This is a genomic window from Pseudoalteromonas sp. SWYJZ19 (assembly GCF_015864375.1).
Classification (GTDB): Bacteria; Pseudomonadota; Gammaproteobacteria; order Enterobacterales; family Alteromonadaceae; genus Pseudoalteromonas; species Pseudoalteromonas arctica.
This window is the reverse complement of record NZ_JADYXI010000015.1, coordinates 45,110-62,406: the sequence shown is the minus strand read 5'-3', so window position 1 is coordinate 62,406 and position 17,297 is coordinate 45,110. Positions and strand designations below refer to the sequence as shown.

General features: G+C 39.9%; 12 protein-coding genes. 6 read left to right on the top strand and 6 right to left on the bottom strand.

Features of this window, described 5'->3' with window-relative positions; all coding sequences use genetic code 11:
• Positions 1-45: 45 nt before the first annotated feature.
• Positions 46-2,004, bottom strand: coding sequence for a CRTAC1 family protein (locus tag I6F45_RS14955; protein ID WP_165727482.1), 1,959 nt, complete (start codon positions 2,002-2,004; stop codon positions 46-48).
• 290 nt (positions 2,005-2,294) lie between these two features.
• On the opposite strand from I6F45_RS14955, the gene I6F45_RS14950 reads away from it, so the two are divergent.
• Genes I6F45_RS14950 through aldA form a run of 3 tightly spaced genes read left to right on the top strand, consistent with a single transcriptional unit; the run spans position 2,295 to position 5,566 of the window.
• Positions 2,295-3,317: a zinc-dependent alcohol dehydrogenase gene (locus I6F45_RS14950; RefSeq protein ID WP_165727483.1), complete on the top strand. Its 1,023-nt coding sequence runs from the start codon at positions 2,295-2,297 to the stop codon at positions 3,315-3,317.
• 31 nt (positions 3,318-3,348) lie between these two features.
• Positions 3,349-4,113: a 2,5-didehydro-3-deoxy-L-galactonate 5-reductase gene (locus I6F45_RS14945; RefSeq protein ID WP_033016439.1), complete on the top strand. Its 765-nt coding sequence runs from the start codon at positions 3,349-3,351 to the stop codon at positions 4,111-4,113.
• Between the two features lie 4 nt (positions 4,114-4,117).
• Complete coding sequence (gene aldA, locus I6F45_RS14940) at positions 4,118-5,566, top strand: aldehyde dehydrogenase (protein WP_165727484.1); 1,449 nt, start codon at positions 4,118-4,120, stop codon at positions 5,564-5,566.
• Positions 5,567-5,653: 87 nt separating this feature from the next.
• Here the strand turns inward: aldA and yfaE are convergent, their stop codons facing one another.
• The 5 genes from yfaE to ubiG form a co-directional block, all read right to left on the bottom strand.
• Positions 5,654-5,926 (bottom strand): class I ribonucleotide reductase maintenance protein YfaE, encoded by a 273-nt coding sequence (gene yfaE / locus I6F45_RS14935; protein ID WP_197160958.1) that lies wholly within the window; start codon positions 5,924-5,926, stop codon positions 5,654-5,656.
• The gene (nrdB, locus tag I6F45_RS14930) at positions 5,926-7,056 is read right to left on the bottom strand and encodes a class Ia ribonucleoside-diphosphate reductase subunit beta (RefSeq protein WP_165727486.1); all 1,131 of its coding nucleotides are present in this window, start codon (positions 7,054-7,056) and stop codon (positions 5,926-5,928) included. The genes yfaE and nrdB overlap by 1 nt, the downstream gene beginning before the upstream one ends.
• A 65-nt stretch (positions 7,057-7,121) precedes the next feature.
• Positions 7,122-9,404: a class 1a ribonucleoside-diphosphate reductase subunit alpha gene (gene nrdA, locus I6F45_RS14925; protein ID WP_165727487.1), complete on the bottom strand. Its 2,283-nt coding sequence runs from the start codon at positions 9,402-9,404 to the stop codon at positions 7,122-7,124.
• Positions 9,405-10,469: 1,065 nt separating this feature from the next.
• Positions 10,470-11,150: an HAD-IA family hydrolase gene (locus I6F45_RS14920; RefSeq protein WP_165727488.1), complete on the bottom strand. Its 681-nt coding sequence runs from the start codon at positions 11,148-11,150 to the stop codon at positions 10,470-10,472.
• The gene (gene ubiG, locus I6F45_RS14915) at positions 11,150-11,860 is read right to left on the bottom strand and encodes a bifunctional 2-polyprenyl-6-hydroxyphenol methylase/3-demethylubiquinol 3-O-methyltransferase UbiG (RefSeq protein ID WP_165727489.1); all 711 of its coding nucleotides are present in this window, start codon (positions 11,858-11,860) and stop codon (positions 11,150-11,152) included. The genes I6F45_RS14920 and ubiG overlap by 1 nt, the downstream gene beginning before the upstream one ends.
• 177 nt (positions 11,861-12,037) lie before the next feature.
• On the opposite strand from ubiG, the gene gyrA reads away from it, so the two are divergent.
• The 3 genes from gyrA (at position 12,038) to aroA (ending at position 17,215) form a co-directional block, all read left to right on the top strand.
• Positions 12,038-14,737: a DNA gyrase subunit A gene (gene gyrA / locus I6F45_RS14910; RefSeq protein ID WP_197160956.1), complete on the top strand. Its 2,700-nt coding sequence runs from the start codon at positions 12,038-12,040 to the stop codon at positions 14,735-14,737.
• Positions 14,738-14,855: 118 nt separating this feature from the next.
• The gene (gene serC, locus I6F45_RS14905; protein ID WP_165739711.1) at positions 14,856-15,938 is read left to right on the top strand and encodes a 3-phosphoserine/phosphohydroxythreonine transaminase; all 1,083 of its coding nucleotides are present in this window, start codon (positions 14,856-14,858) and stop codon (positions 15,936-15,938) included.
• Positions 15,938-17,215, top strand: a complete 1,278-nt coding sequence (aroA, locus tag I6F45_RS14900; protein WP_165727492.1) for a 3-phosphoshikimate 1-carboxyvinyltransferase — start codon at positions 15,938-15,940, stop codon at positions 17,213-17,215. Before serC ends, aroA begins: the two co-directional genes overlap by 1 nt.
• Positions 17,216-17,297: the final 82 nt, after the last annotated feature.

The following is a 17,297-nucleotide window of genomic DNA, read 5'->3' as shown; positions in this document are numbered from 1 at the left end:
GGTAACTGTCAGATCAAGCCTGAGCTAGTACATATTAAACAGGACTTACTTAAATTCTCCCACTTTTATTAGTGAGTCTACCTTAACATTAGTGAGCGTTTTTTGGCTGCCATCTCGCCATGTAATTACAACTGATGAAAGCGTATCAGCTTGTGCTAATCCAAAATGCACAATATTAAGTAAGCTTTGCGAGTGAGTAGCACTTTGTGAGCCAATAACTTGATATTGGTTCGCAGTTGCTGTTTTAATTTGTACTTTTGCACCATACGGATCAACCCCACTTTTTGAGTATCCAACTCTAATAAGGGTGAAGTGGGCGTGACTTAACTCAGTGGTATTTTTATATAAATGCCATTGGCCGTTATCTTCATCTCCGCTTAGTAGGTCGAGTTTTCCATCTAGGTTAAAGTCAAATGCGGCTCCCATATCGCCGTGTGAGTCTAAGCCACGTTCGGTATCAGCGTTGTGAGTGATTGTTGCTTTAAATTTGTAATCACCTTGGTTAATGAGTAAAACATCAGCAACTCGCTCTTTTAGTTCGCCAAAGCGATAGACCATAAAGTCTATTTTTGTGTCGTTATTAAAATCGCCGGGTACAACTCCCCAGTTATTACTGTTTGTTAATGCATCTAATTTAGATGAAATATCAACCAGCTTACCATTATCGTTACGTAGTAATACATCAGGAAGGGCGAGATTTTGTGGTTGCCAATCGCTTTGATAGTTTTTTACATTTTTGAATGATGCGCGTACATCCCATGCAAGGTTGTCGGTAAGTACCCATTCCACTCGCCATTTATTATTCCCTAAATACCCAATGTACCAGCCGGTTTTATCAAGCTTAGTTGGAAACCCTTGCGCTTTTTTCTGGCTAATGGTGGTGTTTTTACTAGGTGTATTTATTAGTTCTTTTTTCTCACCTATGTATACATCCATTTGGCTTAATAGCTTGGCACGCGGGAAGTGATAAAAGTCACTTAGTATAAGACTTCCTGAGTTTGTGTTGTCGGTAATGAGTGTTATGCCATCGTGGCTTTTATTACCTTCATCACGCAGGTCTAGCCGTTTGCTGCCTTTATTAAACGATAGACTGTTATTAGCGATAGCGTAGCTTAGCTTTCCGCGAGCAAGGTAGTAGTCCATATCGCCGTCGTTATCTATATCAGCTTGTGCAACTGCGAGCGTGCCTTTGTAGGCTTCACTATTTGCACCTAATAGATCTTTAGTAACATTGGCAAAGGTAAAGTCGTTATTACCTTGATAAATAGTTAAATCGTTGTATCCATCAAAAGCAAAAATATCGAGTATGTCATCGTTATTGTAATCGGTTAATAATACACGCTCGGCTTTTATATTTTCAAAAGTAGCTGATGGGTGATAAGTAAACTTTCCATTACCGAGATTTTCAAAAATGATATTGCGTGGTGAGTTTTCGTGAATTAATTTTTCGGCGTTTACTTGTATAAAATCAAGATCACCATCGGCATCTACATCAACCCAGCGCACAGAGCGCCCGCGAGCCCCCATTTTAGATAAGCCAGCTTCAACAGTTTTATCTTCAAATTTACCATTATTGTTCTTAAGTAGTCGCTGGGGTTGAGGTGTGGTGCCATTTCCACCGCCTAGTGCAATAAGTACATCGAGATCGCCATCGTTGTCGTAATCACCGGCCGACATACCGTGTAGATCTGCTCGTGGAAAAATATCGTTTTGTAGTGTGTATGTGCCATCTCCATTTGCCATAAATAAACGAATAGGGGTGGTGTCGTGATTTGTTAGCAGCAGATCATAATGACCATCACTGTTTATATCGGCAATGGTAGGGCCGCCATACTTCCAGTTTTTTTGTGTTATTAAACCTGCTTGTTCAGATACGTCAGAAAAGACTACGTTGTTATTTGTTTTACTACTGGGCGTGTGTGTTTGTATGTTTTGACTGCATCCCGCTAAGTTTAGAGCGCTGATAATCACTACGCTAAGCGCAGATTTTTTGTTTTTAATCATTATTGTCCCTCTTTACACTGTGTTAATTGTTGACAATATATGTTGATATTAAAACATACAAGTAAATTTTAATAACTATTCTTAATGCTTTTTAACGTATTGGCTTTTGCGCTCTAAAGTTATATTAAATTTTGATAGTGGCTTTACAAACAACATACCTAGGTGTAGATTGTTAACAATAAACCATATCAAGGTATGATAGTTCACTTTGATATTCCTCGTATCGGCATTGTTTTAATGATGCTTTACTTGGTTACTATTTAATTAAACATTCTTGAAGGTATAAAAATATGCAAGCTGCACAATATATAGGTAACAAGTCATTTAACATTGTTGAAGGCACATCTATTAAACCTAAAGCGGGTGAGATTAGATTGAGTGTTGGATACGTTGGTATTTGCGGTACAGATATGCACATATACCACGGCGTAATGGATCAACGAGTGTCTATTCCGCAAACAATTGGCCATGAAATATCAGGTGTTGTTGCAGAAATAGGTGAAGGCGTTGAAGGCTTTGCTGTAGGCGAAAACGTGGTAGTACGTCCATTAGATTGGTGTGGCGATTGTCCTACGTGTAATGCAGGGCATACGCATATTTGTCAAAACTTAAAGTTTATGGGAATAGATACGCCAGGTGCTTTTCAGTCAAGCTGGACAGTTAAAGCGCGTACTTTGCATAAATTACCAGCAGGCGTTGATTTAAAACAAGGCGCATTAATAGAGCCGTTATCGGTTGCGTGCCATGATGTACGACGCTCGCGCTTACAAGCGGGTGAGAAAGTGGTTGTACTTGGTGGCGGGCCAATTGGGCAATTAGTTGCTGCGGTTGCTAAAAGTGTTGGTGCAGAAGTGCTCGTGTCTGAGCCTAACGAAAGCCGCCGTGCTTTTGCCAATGAGCTAGGTGTTAAATCGGTTAATCCCATTGAAGAAGATTTAGCTGCCTATGTAGATAGCTGGACGCAAACAAAAGGTGCAGATGTTGTATTTGAAGTATCAGGCGTAAAACCCGCAATAGAGGCTATGACCGAAATATCAGGGCGTCGGGGTCGTATAGTCATGGTGGCTATTCACAGTGTTAAACCTGAAATCGATTTATTTCAATTCTTTTGGAAAGAGTTGGAGTTATTAGGTGCGCGCGTATACGAAGCGGCAGATTTTGATTGGGCAATAGAGTTAATTTCATCGGGCCAAATAGATCTTAAACCTTTTATTAGTTCGGTTAGTTCGTTAACTGATATTGGTAGTGCATTTTCGAGTATGGATGGAAATCCAGAAGGCATGAAAGCGCTTGTTGAATGTAATCCACAATAATAAAAATTATAAAGGTATTAAAATGAATAATATGTTAGAAAAATTTAGCTTAGAAGGCAAAGTAGCCCTTGTTACAGGTTGTAAGCGCGGTATTGGTAAAGGTATTGCACTAGGTTTAGCACAGGCTGGCGCTGATATTATTGGTGTGTCTGCAAGCTTAGAGCTTGAAGGCTCAGAAGTAGAAAAAGAAGTTAAAGCTCTTGGCCGAAACTTTAAAGCCTATCAATGTGACTTTGGTGATCGTGATGCGCTTTATTCTTTTATTAATGATGTTAAAAGCGATTTTCCTAAAATTGATATTTTAGTCAATAATGCAGGTACAATCCTACGTGCTCCTGCGGCTGAGCATGGAGATGATTTATGGGATAAAGTGATTGAAGTTAACTTAAATGCTCAATTTATTTTAAGCCGCGAAATAGGCAAACAAATGATAGAACATGGCGAGGGTAAAGTTATTTTTACAGCTTCTTTGCTTACCTTTCAAGGTGGTATTACAGTACCAGGTTACGCAGCTAGTAAAGGTGCTATTGGGCAATTGGTTATGGCGCTTTCTAACGAATGGGCAGGTAAAGGCATTAATGTAAATGCCATTGCGCCAGGTTACATTGATACCGATAACACTGAAGCATTACGCAATGACAAAGAGCGTAATGCAGCCATCTTAGCGCGCATTCCACAAGGTCGATGGGGAAATCCTGAAGACTTTAAAGGGCCCGCAGTGTTCTTGGCTTCTGAGGCTGCTAGTTATGTAAACGGCGCTATTTTATTGGTTGATGGCGGATGGATGGGGAGATAGTTCAATGAACTTCCATAATAATGTAAATTTTATAAACGGTGAATATGTTGCGTCTAAAGCGAGCGGCATCATTGAAATACTAAGCCCCTCTACGGGTAAAAAAATTGGTGAAATACCAAAAGGCTGTATAGAAGATGCGCAGTATGCACTTGAGTCAGCGAATGTAGGCCAGAAAAAGTGGGCTAAATTGACAGCTCGCACACGTCAAAATATATTGCGCGTGTTTGCTAATAAAATTCGTGAAAATAAAGATATTCTTGCACCAATGCTTGTTGCAGAGCAAGGTAAATTGCTATCAGTTGCACAAATGGAAGTCGACGTAACAGCGACTTTTATTGACTATGCATGCGACCATGCACTTACTATTGAAGGCGATATTTTACCTTCAGATAACGAAGATGAAAAAATATACATTCATAAAGTGCCGCGTGGCGTAGTTGTTGGTATTACTGCGTGGAATTTTCCGCTGGCATTGGCTGGTCGTAAAATTGGACCTGCGTTGATTACAGGTAACTCTATTGTATTAAAACCTACCCAAGAAACACCTTTAGCAACCACCGAGCTGGGTCGTTTAGCAAACGAAGCGGGGATTCCTGCTGGCGTGCTAAACGTTATTAATGGATCAGGTTCTGTTGTTGGCCAAGCATTGTGTGAAAGCCCAATTACTAAAATGATCACCATGACAGGCTCTACTGCGGCAGGTAAGCAAATTTATAAAACTAGCGCAGAATACATGACGCCTGTAATGCTTGAACTTGGCGGTAAAGCCCCGATGGTTGTTATGGCAGATGCCGACCTTGATGAGGCTGTTGAAGGTGCGCTTTGGGGTCGCTTTGCTAACTGCGGGCAAGTATGTACCTGTGTTGAGCGTTTATATGTTCAAGAGTCTGTGTACGATGCATTTATGGCTAAATTTATACCAGCAGTAAAAGCACTTCGTGTTGGGGATCCTATGAACCCAGATACACAAATGGGGCCTAAATGTAATCAACGTGAAATAGACAACATTGATCACATTGTTCAACAAAGTATTAAGCAAGGTGCAAGCATTGCCACTGGTGGTAAAGTTGCGTCTGTTGAGGGTTTCGAAGGTGGTTGTTGGTACGAACCAACGTTACTTGTAGACGTTAAGCAAGATAACATTGCAGTACACGAAGAAACTTTTGGCCCAGTACTCCCTATTGTAAAAGTTAAAGATATGGATCAAGCAATACAGTACTGTAACGACAGTATTTATGGCTTAAGCGCTTATATATTTACGCAAAACTTTTCAGATATTAATAAAGCCATTAACGAATTAGAAGTGGGTGAAGTTTATATTAACCGTGGTATGGGTGAGCAGCATCAAGGTTTTCATAATGGCTGGAAACAAAGTGGTTTTGGCGGTGAAGACGGTAAGTTTGGTTTAGAGCAATATCTAGAAAAGAAAACCGTTTACTTAAAAGAAAAATAATATGATAAAACAACAATCTCCCTGGGTCGTTGATTTATAAATAACAAAGCCGATAATTTATTATCGGCTTTTTATTTTGTTCATAAATTATTTTAAATTTATGCTTATGTCACCATTAGGCTTGCAGCAGCACAGGAGTATTTCGCCTTCGCGCACAAACGCCAGTGGCTCTTCGTTATACTCGACGTTACCTGAAACTAACGTTGCTCTACAGGCGCCGCAGTAACCTTCGCGGCATTGGAATGCAACGTCTATTTTCATGGATTCTAAGCACTGTAAAACAGAAGGGCAGCCAGTGGTAAATTCTATACACTGGCTGTTTTCTGCAAGCGTTATGCTTGCAGCAGACTTGTCACTCATTATAAATCAAAGTCACCAAATTCAGAGGCATCTACTTGCGAGTCGATTTGACCAACAAGGTATGAGCTAATTTCAGCTTCTTGTGGTGCTACTTGCACGTTATCAGACACTAACCATGAATTAATCCATGGAATAGGGTTACTGTTATTTTCAAACTGTGCTGGTAAGCCAATAGCGGTCATACGTGCGTTAGTAATGTACTCAACGTACTGACATAAAATATGCTTGTTTAGACCAATCATAGAACCATCTTTAAATAGGTACTCTGCCCATTCTTTTTCTTGCTCTGCGGCTTCTACAAACATTTTAATCGCTTCGTCGCGGCACTGAGCTGCAACAATTGCCATTTCTGGGTCGTCTTTACCGTCTTGCATAATATTTAAAATATGCTGAGTACCCGAAAGGTGAAGTGCTTCATCACGCGCAATAAGCTTAATGATTTTAGCGTTACCTTCCATTAATTCACGCTCAGCAAACGCAAACGAACACGCAAAGCTTACATAAAAACGAATGGCTTCAAGAATATTTACCGACATCATGGCAAGGTAAAGTTTCTTTTTAAGTTCGAACAAATTAACGATCACTGTTTTGCCGTTAATTTCGTGTTTGCCTTCACCGTAAAGGTTGTAAAGCGACACTGAATTAATTAAGTCATCGTAGTATGTGGTTACAGCATCGGCACGTTCGCTGATTTTATCGTTGCTAACTATGTCATCAAAAATAAGTTCAGGGGCTTGCGTAACATTACGAATAATATGCGTGTACGAGCGGCTGTGAATCGTTTCACTAAATGCCCACGTTTCTATCCATGTTTCAAGCTCTGGTAACGATACAATAGGAAGTAGGGCAACGTTAGGTGAACGACCTTGTACGCTATCAAGCAAAGTTTGATATTTTAAGTTACTTAAAAATATATGCTTTTCGTGATCTGGTAATGCTTGAAAGTCTAAACGGTCTTTGCTTACATCTACTTCTTCAGGACGCCAAAAGAAAGATAGTTGCTTTTCGATTAACTTTTCAAAAATTGGGTATTTTTGTTGGTCATAACGAGATACGTTAACAGTTTGGCCAAAAAACATTGGCTCTAGCATTTGGTTATTATGGTTTCGGCTAAATGTAGTATAAGACATGTTTATCACTCAAAAAACTATCAGAAAAAGCGGGCTAAATGCCCGCTTAAAATAAAAATTAATAACTATATTTTACACGCGCCGCCTTCACAATCATCATCTTCCACTTCTGGAGTATCTTCTTGCATATCTGAGGCACCATCGCGAGTGTTGTGGTAGTACAAGGTTTTAACACCCAGTTTGTACGCAGTTAGTAAGTCTTTTAATAAGACTTGCATAGGTACTTTACCGCCTTCGAATTTATTTGGATCATAATTTGTGTTTGCCGATATAGTTTGGTCAACAAATTTCTGCATTATGCCCACAAGTTGTAGGTAACCATCGTTTGATGGAATATCCCATAATAACTCGTAGTTATTCTTTAAACGTTCGTACTCAGGCACTACTTGTTTCAAAATACCGTCTTTACTTGCTTTAACGCTAATGTGACCACGTGGTGGCTCAATACCATTTGTTGCGTTAGAGATTTGCGACGATGTTTCTGAAGGCATTAACGCACTTAGTGTTGAGTTACGCATGCCGTGCTCTTTAATGCTGGCACGTAATGTATCCCAATCAAGGTGAAGTGGTTCATCACAAATTTTATCTAAGTCACGTTTGTACGTATCTGTTGGCATAATGCCCTGTGAATACGTTGTTTCGTTAAACTTAGGACATGCACCACGTTCTTTAGCAAGCTCGTTTGATGCTTTCATTAGGTAGTATTGAATCGCTTCAAACGTTTTGTGAGTCAGTGCATTTGCGCTGCCATCTGAGTAACGCTTACCGTTTTTAGCTAAGTAGTATGCGTAGTTAATTACGCCTATGCCTAGTGTACGACGACCCATAGTCGCATTTTTTGCAGCCGGTACAGGGTAGTCTTGGAAATCAAGTAAGTTATCAAGTGCGCGCACTGCAAGTTCAGCTAGCTCTTCAAGCTCATCTAGTGACTCAATGGCGCCTAAGTTAAACGCAGACAGTGTACAAAGGGCAATTTCGCCTTCTTCGTCGTTTACGTTGCTTAGTGGCTTAGTTGGCAATGCAATTTCTAAACATAAGTTAGATTGGCGAATAGGCGCAACTTTAGCAATGAACGGGCTGTGTGTATTACAGTGGTCCACATTTTGTAAATAAATACGACCTGTACTTGCACGCTCTTGTGCAAACATAGAGAAAAGCTCAATGGCTTTAATACGCTTTTTACGAATAGATTCGTCTTGCTCATATTTTACGTAAAGCGCATCAAACTCTTCTTGGTCTTCAAAAAATGCATCGTAAAGGCCTGGCACGTCTGATGGGCTAAATAACGTAATGTAATCGTCTTTAATTAAACGAGAGTACATTAATTTATTAAACTGTACGCCGTAATCAAGGTGGCGAACACGGTTGTCATCTACACCACGGTTATTTTTAAGCACAAGTAGGTTTTCTACTTCTAAGTGCCAAAGCGGGTAAAACAATGTTGCTGCGCCGCCACGTACACCACCTTGCGAACAACTCTTAACAGCTGTTTGAAAGTGCTTATAAAAAGGAATACAACCAGTGTGGTACGCTTCGCCGTTACGAATGTGGCTACCAAGCGCACGAATTCGACCTGCGTTAATACCAATGCCCGCACGTTGTGAAACGTATTTAACAATCGCAGACGATGTAGCGTTAATTGAATCAAGGCTATCGCCACACTCAATTAATACACATGAGCTAAACTGGCGAGTCGGCGTACGTACACCTGCCATAATAGGCGTTGGTAGTGATATTTTAAATAACGAGACTGCATCGTAAAAACGCTTAATGTAAGAAACGCGTGTTTCACGTGGGTAGTCAGAAAATAAGCTCGCCGCTACTAAAATATATAAAAACTGTGCACTTTCGTAAATCTCACCCGATACACGGTTTTGAACAAGGTATTTACCTTCAAGCTGCTTTACAGCCGCGTAGCTAAAATTAAGATCGCGAGAATGATCAAGGTACGCATCAAGCTCGTCTAGTTCTTGCTCAGTGTAATCTACAAGTAAGTGGGCGTCGTAGCGTTTATCGCCAACCATTTTTGTTACATGGTCGAATAAACGTGGTGGCTCAAATTGGCCGTACGCTTTTTTACGTAAATGGAATACAGCTAAACGTGCCGCTAGGTATTGGTAATCAGGCGATTCTTTTGAAATTTGATCTGCAGCAGCTTTAATAATGGTTTCGTGTATGTCTTTAGTACGAATACCGTCGTAAAACTGAATGTGTGATTTTAATTCAACTTGCGAAACCGATACGTTTTTTAAACCTTCGGCGGCCCATTCAATAACGCGATGGATCTTATCAAGATCAAGTGGCTCTTTACGCCCGTCACGTTTGCTTACAGATAACTGTTGGTTCATTTGCCTGTATTCCTTGGGAATTATGTATTTTGACCAATGCGTCATACCTCGCAATGGCAAGGTAAGTACTCATTTATTATAAGTTTCACCGTAATGGCGAATTTAATTGAATAACATTTGGCCACAATATCTGGTGTTGTTCAATTTAGAGATCACAAGATAGTGTGGTCTGAGTTGTTTTGCAAGGGACATAATTGCCCCTATTTGTGGATAACTTTGGGATAACGCATTTGTGTTAGTAGACACTCACCTTCGAACAATCATTTAAGTTAGAATATGCAGAAATCAACTAATGATCTGCTAAATTTACGCATTTTAAAAATAAATTTTGACTGCTTTTTTTATCGACAAGCTTTGTGTGAAAACTAACACAATCACAATATATAGTGTTTAATAATTAACATGGCACTATATATGGTTTCAGTGCACTATCTAAGTGAGTTGTTTAGTGTTCATGGTTGAACGCTTTTATAAATAAAAAGCATAATTAGAGGGAAGATATAGAAATGGGCTAAAAGATAGCCCATTTAAGTTTATACAAAGAGCATGCTGCTCAGTGTAATAATTTTAAAAATACCTATTATTACACTTTCTGATATTTCTATAGATAAACTGAACTTCAATTTTAGTTATCCTAAATCTGAGTTAGTCACTTGCTGAGAATATAAGAATAAGTTACGCTCAAACTTCCAAACTTGGGCACTTTCTTAAAACTCGAGCAAGTGTCTTTGCTAACATCATATTCAAAATTTGAGTATGGTGTTAGCCCCTCCACTTAATTGAAATATCAATCCCATCAAAGTGTTAATAAAACTCTAATGTGGTCTGAGTTGTTTTGCAAGGGACATAATTGCCCCTATTTGTGGATAACTTCGGTATAGCGTATTTGTGTTAGTAGACGCTCACACTTAAACGACCACTCAACCAAAGGCGTTTAAAAAGTAAACTAATGATCTGCTAAATTTACGCATTTTAAAAATAAATTCTGACTGCTTTTTTTATCAGCAAGCTTTGTGTGAAAACTAACACAATCACAATATATAGTGTTTAATAATTAACATAGCACTATATATGGTTAAAACCATCAATTGGGCTTAGCCAGTTAAAATTGGCTTCCCAAGCTATCGCTTCATCTTTACTTGGGATGTAACCCCAAAGTGCCGTTGCGGTATGCATACCTGCCGCTTTGCCTGCTTGTATGTCACGTTGTGCATCACCAATGTATAAACAACGGCTTGGTTCTACCTGCATAAGCTTTGCACAATGTAGCAGTGGTAGAGGTGATGGCTTCGCTTCAGCTAATGTGTCGCCACTTATTATCACACTGGCATTTTTTAATGCGGGAATAGCTGCCACTAAAGGATCGGTTAAAAACCCTGGTTTATTAGTCATGATCCCCCATTTGATCTTTTTCAGATCAAGGGCGATAAGTAACGATTCAACACCAGAGAAGCAATGCGTGTGCTTTGCTATGTTTGCAGCGTACTCGTCAACTAATTGCTTTATAAGCTCGCTTTGGGGTTGTTTAGCCCATAATTCTTTAAAACCAGCCTCTAATAATGCGCCTGCGCCGTTAGATGCTGCAGGGCGGTATACATCACTACTAACAGGTGTGATTTTATTACTTATAAGCACTGCGTTTAAAGCGGCGCCTAAATCATCAGCGGTATCGAGCAGGGTGCCGTCTAAATCAAATAAAAATGCATCGTACTCAATAAGAGGCAGTGGGGCTTGAGAGCTAGCCATTAAGCTAACTTCTCAAAATAAAGTATGTAATTTACGCTAACGTCGTTATTAAGCGTATATTGCTTTGATAGTGGGTTATAAGAAAGCCCTGTACTTGCACGTACTTTTAAACCCGCTTGCTCCGCCCATACAATAAGTTGCGCAGGTTTTATAAACTTTTTATGGTCATGTGTACCTTCAGGTACCATTTTCAACAGCTTTTCGGCGCCAACAATCGCGTATAAATATGCTTTAGGGGTTTTGTTCAGGGTTGAAAAAAACACGTCTGCACCTGGTTTGGCAAGTGCAGCTACAGCATGAATGATAGAAGCTGGGTCGGGTACGTGCTCAAGCATTTCCATACACGTTATTACATCAAAGCGCTCAGGGTACTGCGATGCAAACTCTTCGGCAGGTACTTTTATGTAATCTACATTTACGCCTGTCTCTAAACTATGCAATTTAGCAACAGTTAAAGGCTCTTGCCCCATATCGATACCGGTTACTTTAGCACCCATACGCGCCATGCTTTGGCTTAAAATGCCGCCACCACAGCCAACATCGAGTGTTTCTTTATCGAATAAGCCTTGCGTTTTGTTTGCTATAAAATCTAAACGTAACGGGTTAATTTCGTGAAGAGGTTTGAATTCTCCGTCTAGGTCCCACCACCGCTCTGCGATGGCTTCAAATTTTGCTATTTCTGCGTGATCTACATTTTGATGTTCGGTCATAAAATACTTCCTCGTCAATCTGAGGCCATTATATAGGGCTAAATTGATAAATCGCAAAGTTTTGCGCCTGTAAATTGAAATTAATTGTGATAGCATGGCTATTAGTAATAATAACAAATACTCTTAATACCCAATACCGGGTTGTTGAGAGCTGATACTGAAGGAATGTGATATCAAATGACTGATCTCGCCAATGAAATTCTGCCAGTCAATATTGAAGACGAGTTAAAAAACTCCTACTTAGATTACGCAATGAGCGTAATAGTAGGACGTGCATTACCAGACGTACGTGACGGTTTAAAACCTGTTCACCGCCGCGTTTTGTTTGCAATGAACGAGCTTAGTAATGACTGGAACAAGCCTTACAAAAAATCGGCCCGTGTGGTCGGTGACGTAATCGGTAAATACCACCCACACGGCGACAGTGCAGTTTATGACACGATAGTTCGTATGGCTCAGCCATTCTCACTACGTTATATGCTTGTAGATGGCCAAGGTAACTTCGGTTCGGTTGATGGTGATTCAGCAGCGGCAATGCGTTATACAGAAGTACGTATGGCAAAAATGTCGCATGAGTTATTAGCCGATCTTGAAAAAGAAACGGTTGATTTCGTTCCTAACTACGATGGCACAGAGTTCATCCCTGATGTTTTACCAACGAAAGTTCCTAATTTATTAGTGAATGGTTCGTCGGGTATTGCAGTAGGCATGGCTACAAACATTCCACCACATAACTTAACTGAAGTTGTGAACGGGTGTTTGGCACTTATTCAAAATCCTGATTTAACTATTTTAGAGTTAATGGATTATATCCCTGGTCCTGATTTCCCAACGGCTGCAATTATCAACGGTAAGAAGGGCATCGAACAAGCCTACTTAACTGGCCGTGGTAAAGTGTACATGCGTGCACGCGCCGACGTCGAAATCGATGAAAAAACAGGCCGTGAAACAATCATCGTTCACGAAATTCCTTATCAAGTTAACAAAGCTCGCCTAATTGAAAAAATTGCTGAGCTGGTTAAAGATAAGAAAATTGAAGGTATTAGCGCGCTACGAGATGAATCAGATAAAGACGGTATGCGTATCGTTATTGAGATCAAACGTGGTGACGTAGGCGAAGTTATTCTAAATAACTTATATTCACAAACTCAGTTACAAACTGTGTTTGGTATGAATATGGTTGCTTTAATTAATAACCAACCTAAGTGTTTTAATTTAAAAGAAATGCTTGAAGAGTTTATTATTCACCGTCGTGAAGTAGTAACTCGTCGTACCGTGTTTGATTTACGCAAAGCCCGCGACCGTGCACACACGCTTGAAGGCTTAGCGATTGCACTTGCAAACATTGACCCAATTATCGAGCTTATTCGTAAATCTCCTACACCTGCTGAAGCTAAAATTGCTTTAACAGCGCGTCCGTGGGAACTAGGTCATGTACAAGGCATGCTTGAGAAAGCGGGTGAAGATAATGTAGCTCGTCCTGATTGGTTAGCCGCTGATTTAGGTATTCGTGATGGTCAATATTATATTTCTGAGCAACAAGCTCAAGCAATATTAGATTTACGTTTACATAAGTTGACTGGTCTTGAACACGAAAAAATTATAAGTGAATACCAAACCTTATTAGATTTAATTGCTGATCTTTTATATATTTTGGCTACGCCTGAGCGTTTAATGGAAGTTATTCGTGACGAACTAGTAGAAATTAAAGAGCAATATGGCGATGAGCGTCGTACAGAAATTAACGCCGCAGCTCACGATATAAGCTTAGAAGATTTAATTACTGAAGAAAACGTTGTAGTAACGCTTTCTCACGAAGGTTATGTGAAGTATCAGGCATTGTCTGATTACGAAGCGCAGCGTCGTGGTGGTAAAGGTAAGTCAGCAACGAAGATGAAAGATGAAGATTTCATTGAACGTCTGTTAGTTGCAAATACGCACGATACTATATTGTGTTTCTCTACAGCGGGTCGTTTATATTGGCTTAAAGTGTATCAGTTACCACTAGCAAGTCGTGCAGCGCGCGGCAAGCCAATTGTTAACTTGTTACCACTTGAAGCTGATGAACGTATTACAGCTATATTGCCAGTACGCGAGTACGCAGAAGATAAATACATCTTTATGGCAACTGCATTTGGTACTGTTAAGAAAACACCATTAACGGCTTACAGTCGTCAACGTGCAAGCGGTATCATTGCTGTTAACTTAAATGATGGCGATAGCTTAATTGGTGTTGATATTACCGATGGTAGCAACGAAATTATGTTGTTCACTGATGCTGGTAAAGTAGTACGTTTTAAAGAAGCTGAAGAAACAACCGTTGTTGATGAAAACGGTAACCCAGTACTTGATGAAGAAGGCAACCCTGAGATTCGTTTCAAAGGTGTTCGTCCAATGGGTCGTACTGCTACAGGTGTTCGTGGTATTAAAATGCCAGACGAGCAACGCGTAGTATCGTTAATTGTACCAAAAACTGACGGTGCTATTCTAACAGTAACTGAAAATGGTTACGGTAAACGTACACAGCTTGAAGATTATCCATCTAAGAGTCGTGCAACACAAGGTGTTGTATCTATCAAGGTGAGTGAACGTAACGGTGCTGTTGTTGGTGCTGTGCAAGTTGATGACAACGATGAAATAATGATTATTTCTAATCGTGGTACCTTAGTACGAACTCGCGTTAATGAAGTTTCTACGGTTGGACGTAACACGCAAGGTGTTATTTTGATCAGAACTATTGACGGAGAGCAAGTAGTTGGTTTACAACGTATAGAAGAGATTGAAGTTACTGAGAGTGACTTAATTGATATCGAAGACGTTGAAACAGTTGATACGGTTATTGAAGAAGTAGTGGATGACAATCCTCCTTCTGAATAATTGAAATTGAAAAAGCGGCTTTAGCCGCTTTTTTTTATGTTGTTGAATAAAACTAATACAGCTTGTTTGCAGTGCGATCAGGCTTGAAATTTTTAATTACTGGAATGAGGCAAAGGTAATGAGTAAATATAATTTTTGTGCGGGACCGGCTATGCTTCCGCAAGCGGTGATGAAAAAAGCGCAAAAAGAGTTCCTAGATTGGCAAGGTTTGGGTGTTTCTGTGATGGAAATAAGCCATCGTAGTAAAGAGTTTTTAACGGTTACTGCAAAATGTGAAGCTAGCCTTCGCCGCTTAATGAATATTAGTGATGAGTTTGAAGTGTTGTTTATGCATGGTGGTGGCCGAGGACAATTTAGTGCTGTACCGCTAAACTTACACCAAGAAGGTAAAACCGCTTTTTATTGCGAAAATGGCGTATGGTCAAAAAGTGCGAGAGATGAAGCGAGTAAATTCACTCAAACGACTTTTACCGATATACGTAATGATGCTGATGGCGAGTTTTCTATTAAAGCGGTTGCTGACTGGGATTTACCAGCAGATGCAGCGTATATCCACTATTGCCCTAACGAGACCGTTGATGGCTTAGAGATTTTTGATGTACCTAGCCACCCAACAGCACCAATTGTTGCAGACATGTCGTCAACTATTTTATCGCGCGAAATAGACGTTAATAAATTTGATTTAATTTATGCCGGTGCACAAAAGAATATTGGCCCATCGGGTATATCAATCGTTATTGTACGTAAAACATTACTAGAGCGTGAAGGTTTAGCAAAACCTGGTATTTTAGATTACGCACTTGAAGCAAAGCAGGGCAGTATGTTTAATACCCCACCGACTTTTGCTTGGTATTTAGCGGCTGAAGTATTTGAATGGCTTGAAAGCAATGGTGGTGTAAAAACCATGGAAGCACAAAATATTGCTAAAGCAGATTTACTGTATGATTTTATCGATAACTCTGATTTTTATTCAAATATTGTTGCTAAGCATTGTCGCTCACGTATGAATGTTCCTTTTTGGTTGAATGATGAAAGCTTAAATAGCAAATTTGTTGCTCAATCTAACGAAGCGGGTTTACTTGCTTTGGAAGGTCACCGAATAGTGGGCGGTATGCGCGCCAGCATTTACAACGCAATGCCACTTGAAGGTGTTCAAGCACTAGTTGACTTTATGGCTGCCTTTGCAAAGGAAAATAGCTAATGGAGCAACTTCGTTTAGAGCCCATTTCTCGTGTAAACGGCACAGTTACCTTACCTGGGTCAAAAAGTTTATCAAACCGTATTTTATTATTAGCAGCGCTTGCTAGTGGTACTACTGTTGTAGAGAACTTACTTGATAGTGATGATATTCGTCATATGTTGGGTGCTCTGAAGCTTTTAGGTGTAAATGTGACACTTAATGAAGAACGCACTGTAGCCACTGTAGAGGGTGTTGGTGGTGTGTTTAAAACACCAAGTGAACCATTGTTTTTAGGTAATGCAGGCACTGCCTACCGACCTCTAACCGCTGTACTTGCTGCTGTAAGTGGTGAGTACGAGCTAATAGGCGAGCCGCGTATGGAAGAGCGTCCAATAGGGCACTTAGTTGATGCTCTACAAACGCTGGGTGGCGATGTTACCTATACAAAACATAAAGATTATCCACCACTTAAAATCGTAGGCGGCCAAATCAACGGCGGTGAAGTTGAAATTGACGGCAGTATTTCAAGTCAATTTTTAACTGCCTTGTTAATGGCAGCACCTTTATTTAACGGCGATACAAATATAACTATTAAGGGTACTTTAGTATCTAAACCTTATATTGATATTACGTTAGGTGTTATGGCGCGCTTTGGTATTGATGTTGAGCACAGTGACTATGCAACTTTTAACGTTAAAGGTGGTCAACAGTATCAATCAATCGAGCGTATTATGGTTGAAGGTGATGCTTCATCGGCTTCTTATTTCGTTGCAGCCGCAGCGATAGCCGGTGGCGAGATAGAAATTAAAGGTGTTGGCGCTAAATCGGTTCAAGGTGATATTGGCTTTGCTAAAGTTATGGAGCAGGTTGGCGCTAAAATTGATTGGTATGATGAGCGTTTAGTTGTTCGCAAAGGCGAGCTTAATGGCGTAGATATAGATGCGAATGCAATTCCTGATGCAGCAATGACACTGGCAACAGTTGCTTTGTTTGCTAAAGGTAAAACCGCTATTCGTAATATTTATAACTGGCGCGTTAAAGAAACAGACCGTTTGTACGCAATGGCAACTGAGCTTAGAAAAGTAGGCGCTGAAGTTGTAGAAGGGCATGACTTTATAGAAATTACACCGCCTAAACACTTCAACGATGTAGCAATAGACACTTACGACGATCACCGTATAGCTATGTGTTTTGCTATGGTTGCCGTAGGCGGAAAGCCAATAACGATTAATGATCCAAAGTGTACTTATAAAACATTTCCTACATTTTTCAATGTTTTAGCATCAGTCAGTGAATAAGCTATTTAGAAGTAATTACAAAAGTTACACACTAATAGCAGATATATTTTAATAACTGACGTATAATGTCGCGGTTTATTTA

Coding starts and splice junctions, on each gene's coding strand:
- aldA (WP_165727484.1), top strand. CDS start 4,118: ATGAACTTCCATAATAATGTAAATTTTATAAACGGTGAATATGTTGCG.
- gyrA (WP_197160956.1), top strand. CDS start 12,038: ATGACTGATCTCGCCAATGAAATTCTGCCAGTCAATATTGAAGACGAG.
- nrdB (WP_165727486.1), bottom strand. CDS start 7,056: ATGTCTTATACTACATTTAGCCGAAACCATAATAACCAAATGCTAGAG.
- yfaE (WP_197160958.1), bottom strand. CDS start 5,926: ATGAGTGACAAGTCTGCTGCAAGCATAACGCTTGCAGAAAACAGCCAG.
- serC (WP_165739711.1), top strand. CDS start 14,856: ATGAGTAAATATAATTTTTGTGCGGGACCGGCTATGCTTCCGCAAGCG.
- ubiG (WP_165727489.1), bottom strand. CDS start 11,860: ATGACCGAACATCAAAATGTAGATCACGCAGAAATAGCAAAATTTGAA.
- I6F45_RS14955 (WP_165727482.1), bottom strand. CDS start 2,004: ATGATTAAAAACAAAAAATCTGCGCTTAGCGTAGTGATTATCAGCGCT.
- I6F45_RS14950 (WP_165727483.1), top strand. CDS start 2,295: ATGCAAGCTGCACAATATATAGGTAACAAGTCATTTAACATTGTTGAA.
- I6F45_RS14920 (WP_165727488.1), bottom strand. CDS start 11,150: ATGGCTAGCTCTCAAGCCCCACTGCCTCTTATTGAGTACGATGCATTT.
- I6F45_RS14945 (WP_033016439.1), top strand. CDS start 3,349: ATGTTAGAAAAATTTAGCTTAGAAGGCAAAGTAGCCCTTGTTACAGGT.
- nrdA (WP_165727487.1), bottom strand. CDS start 9,404: ATGAACCAACAGTTATCTGTAAGCAAACGTGACGGGCGTAAAGAGCCA.
- aroA (WP_165727492.1), top strand. CDS start 15,938: ATGGAGCAACTTCGTTTAGAGCCCATTTCTCGTGTAAACGGCACAGTT.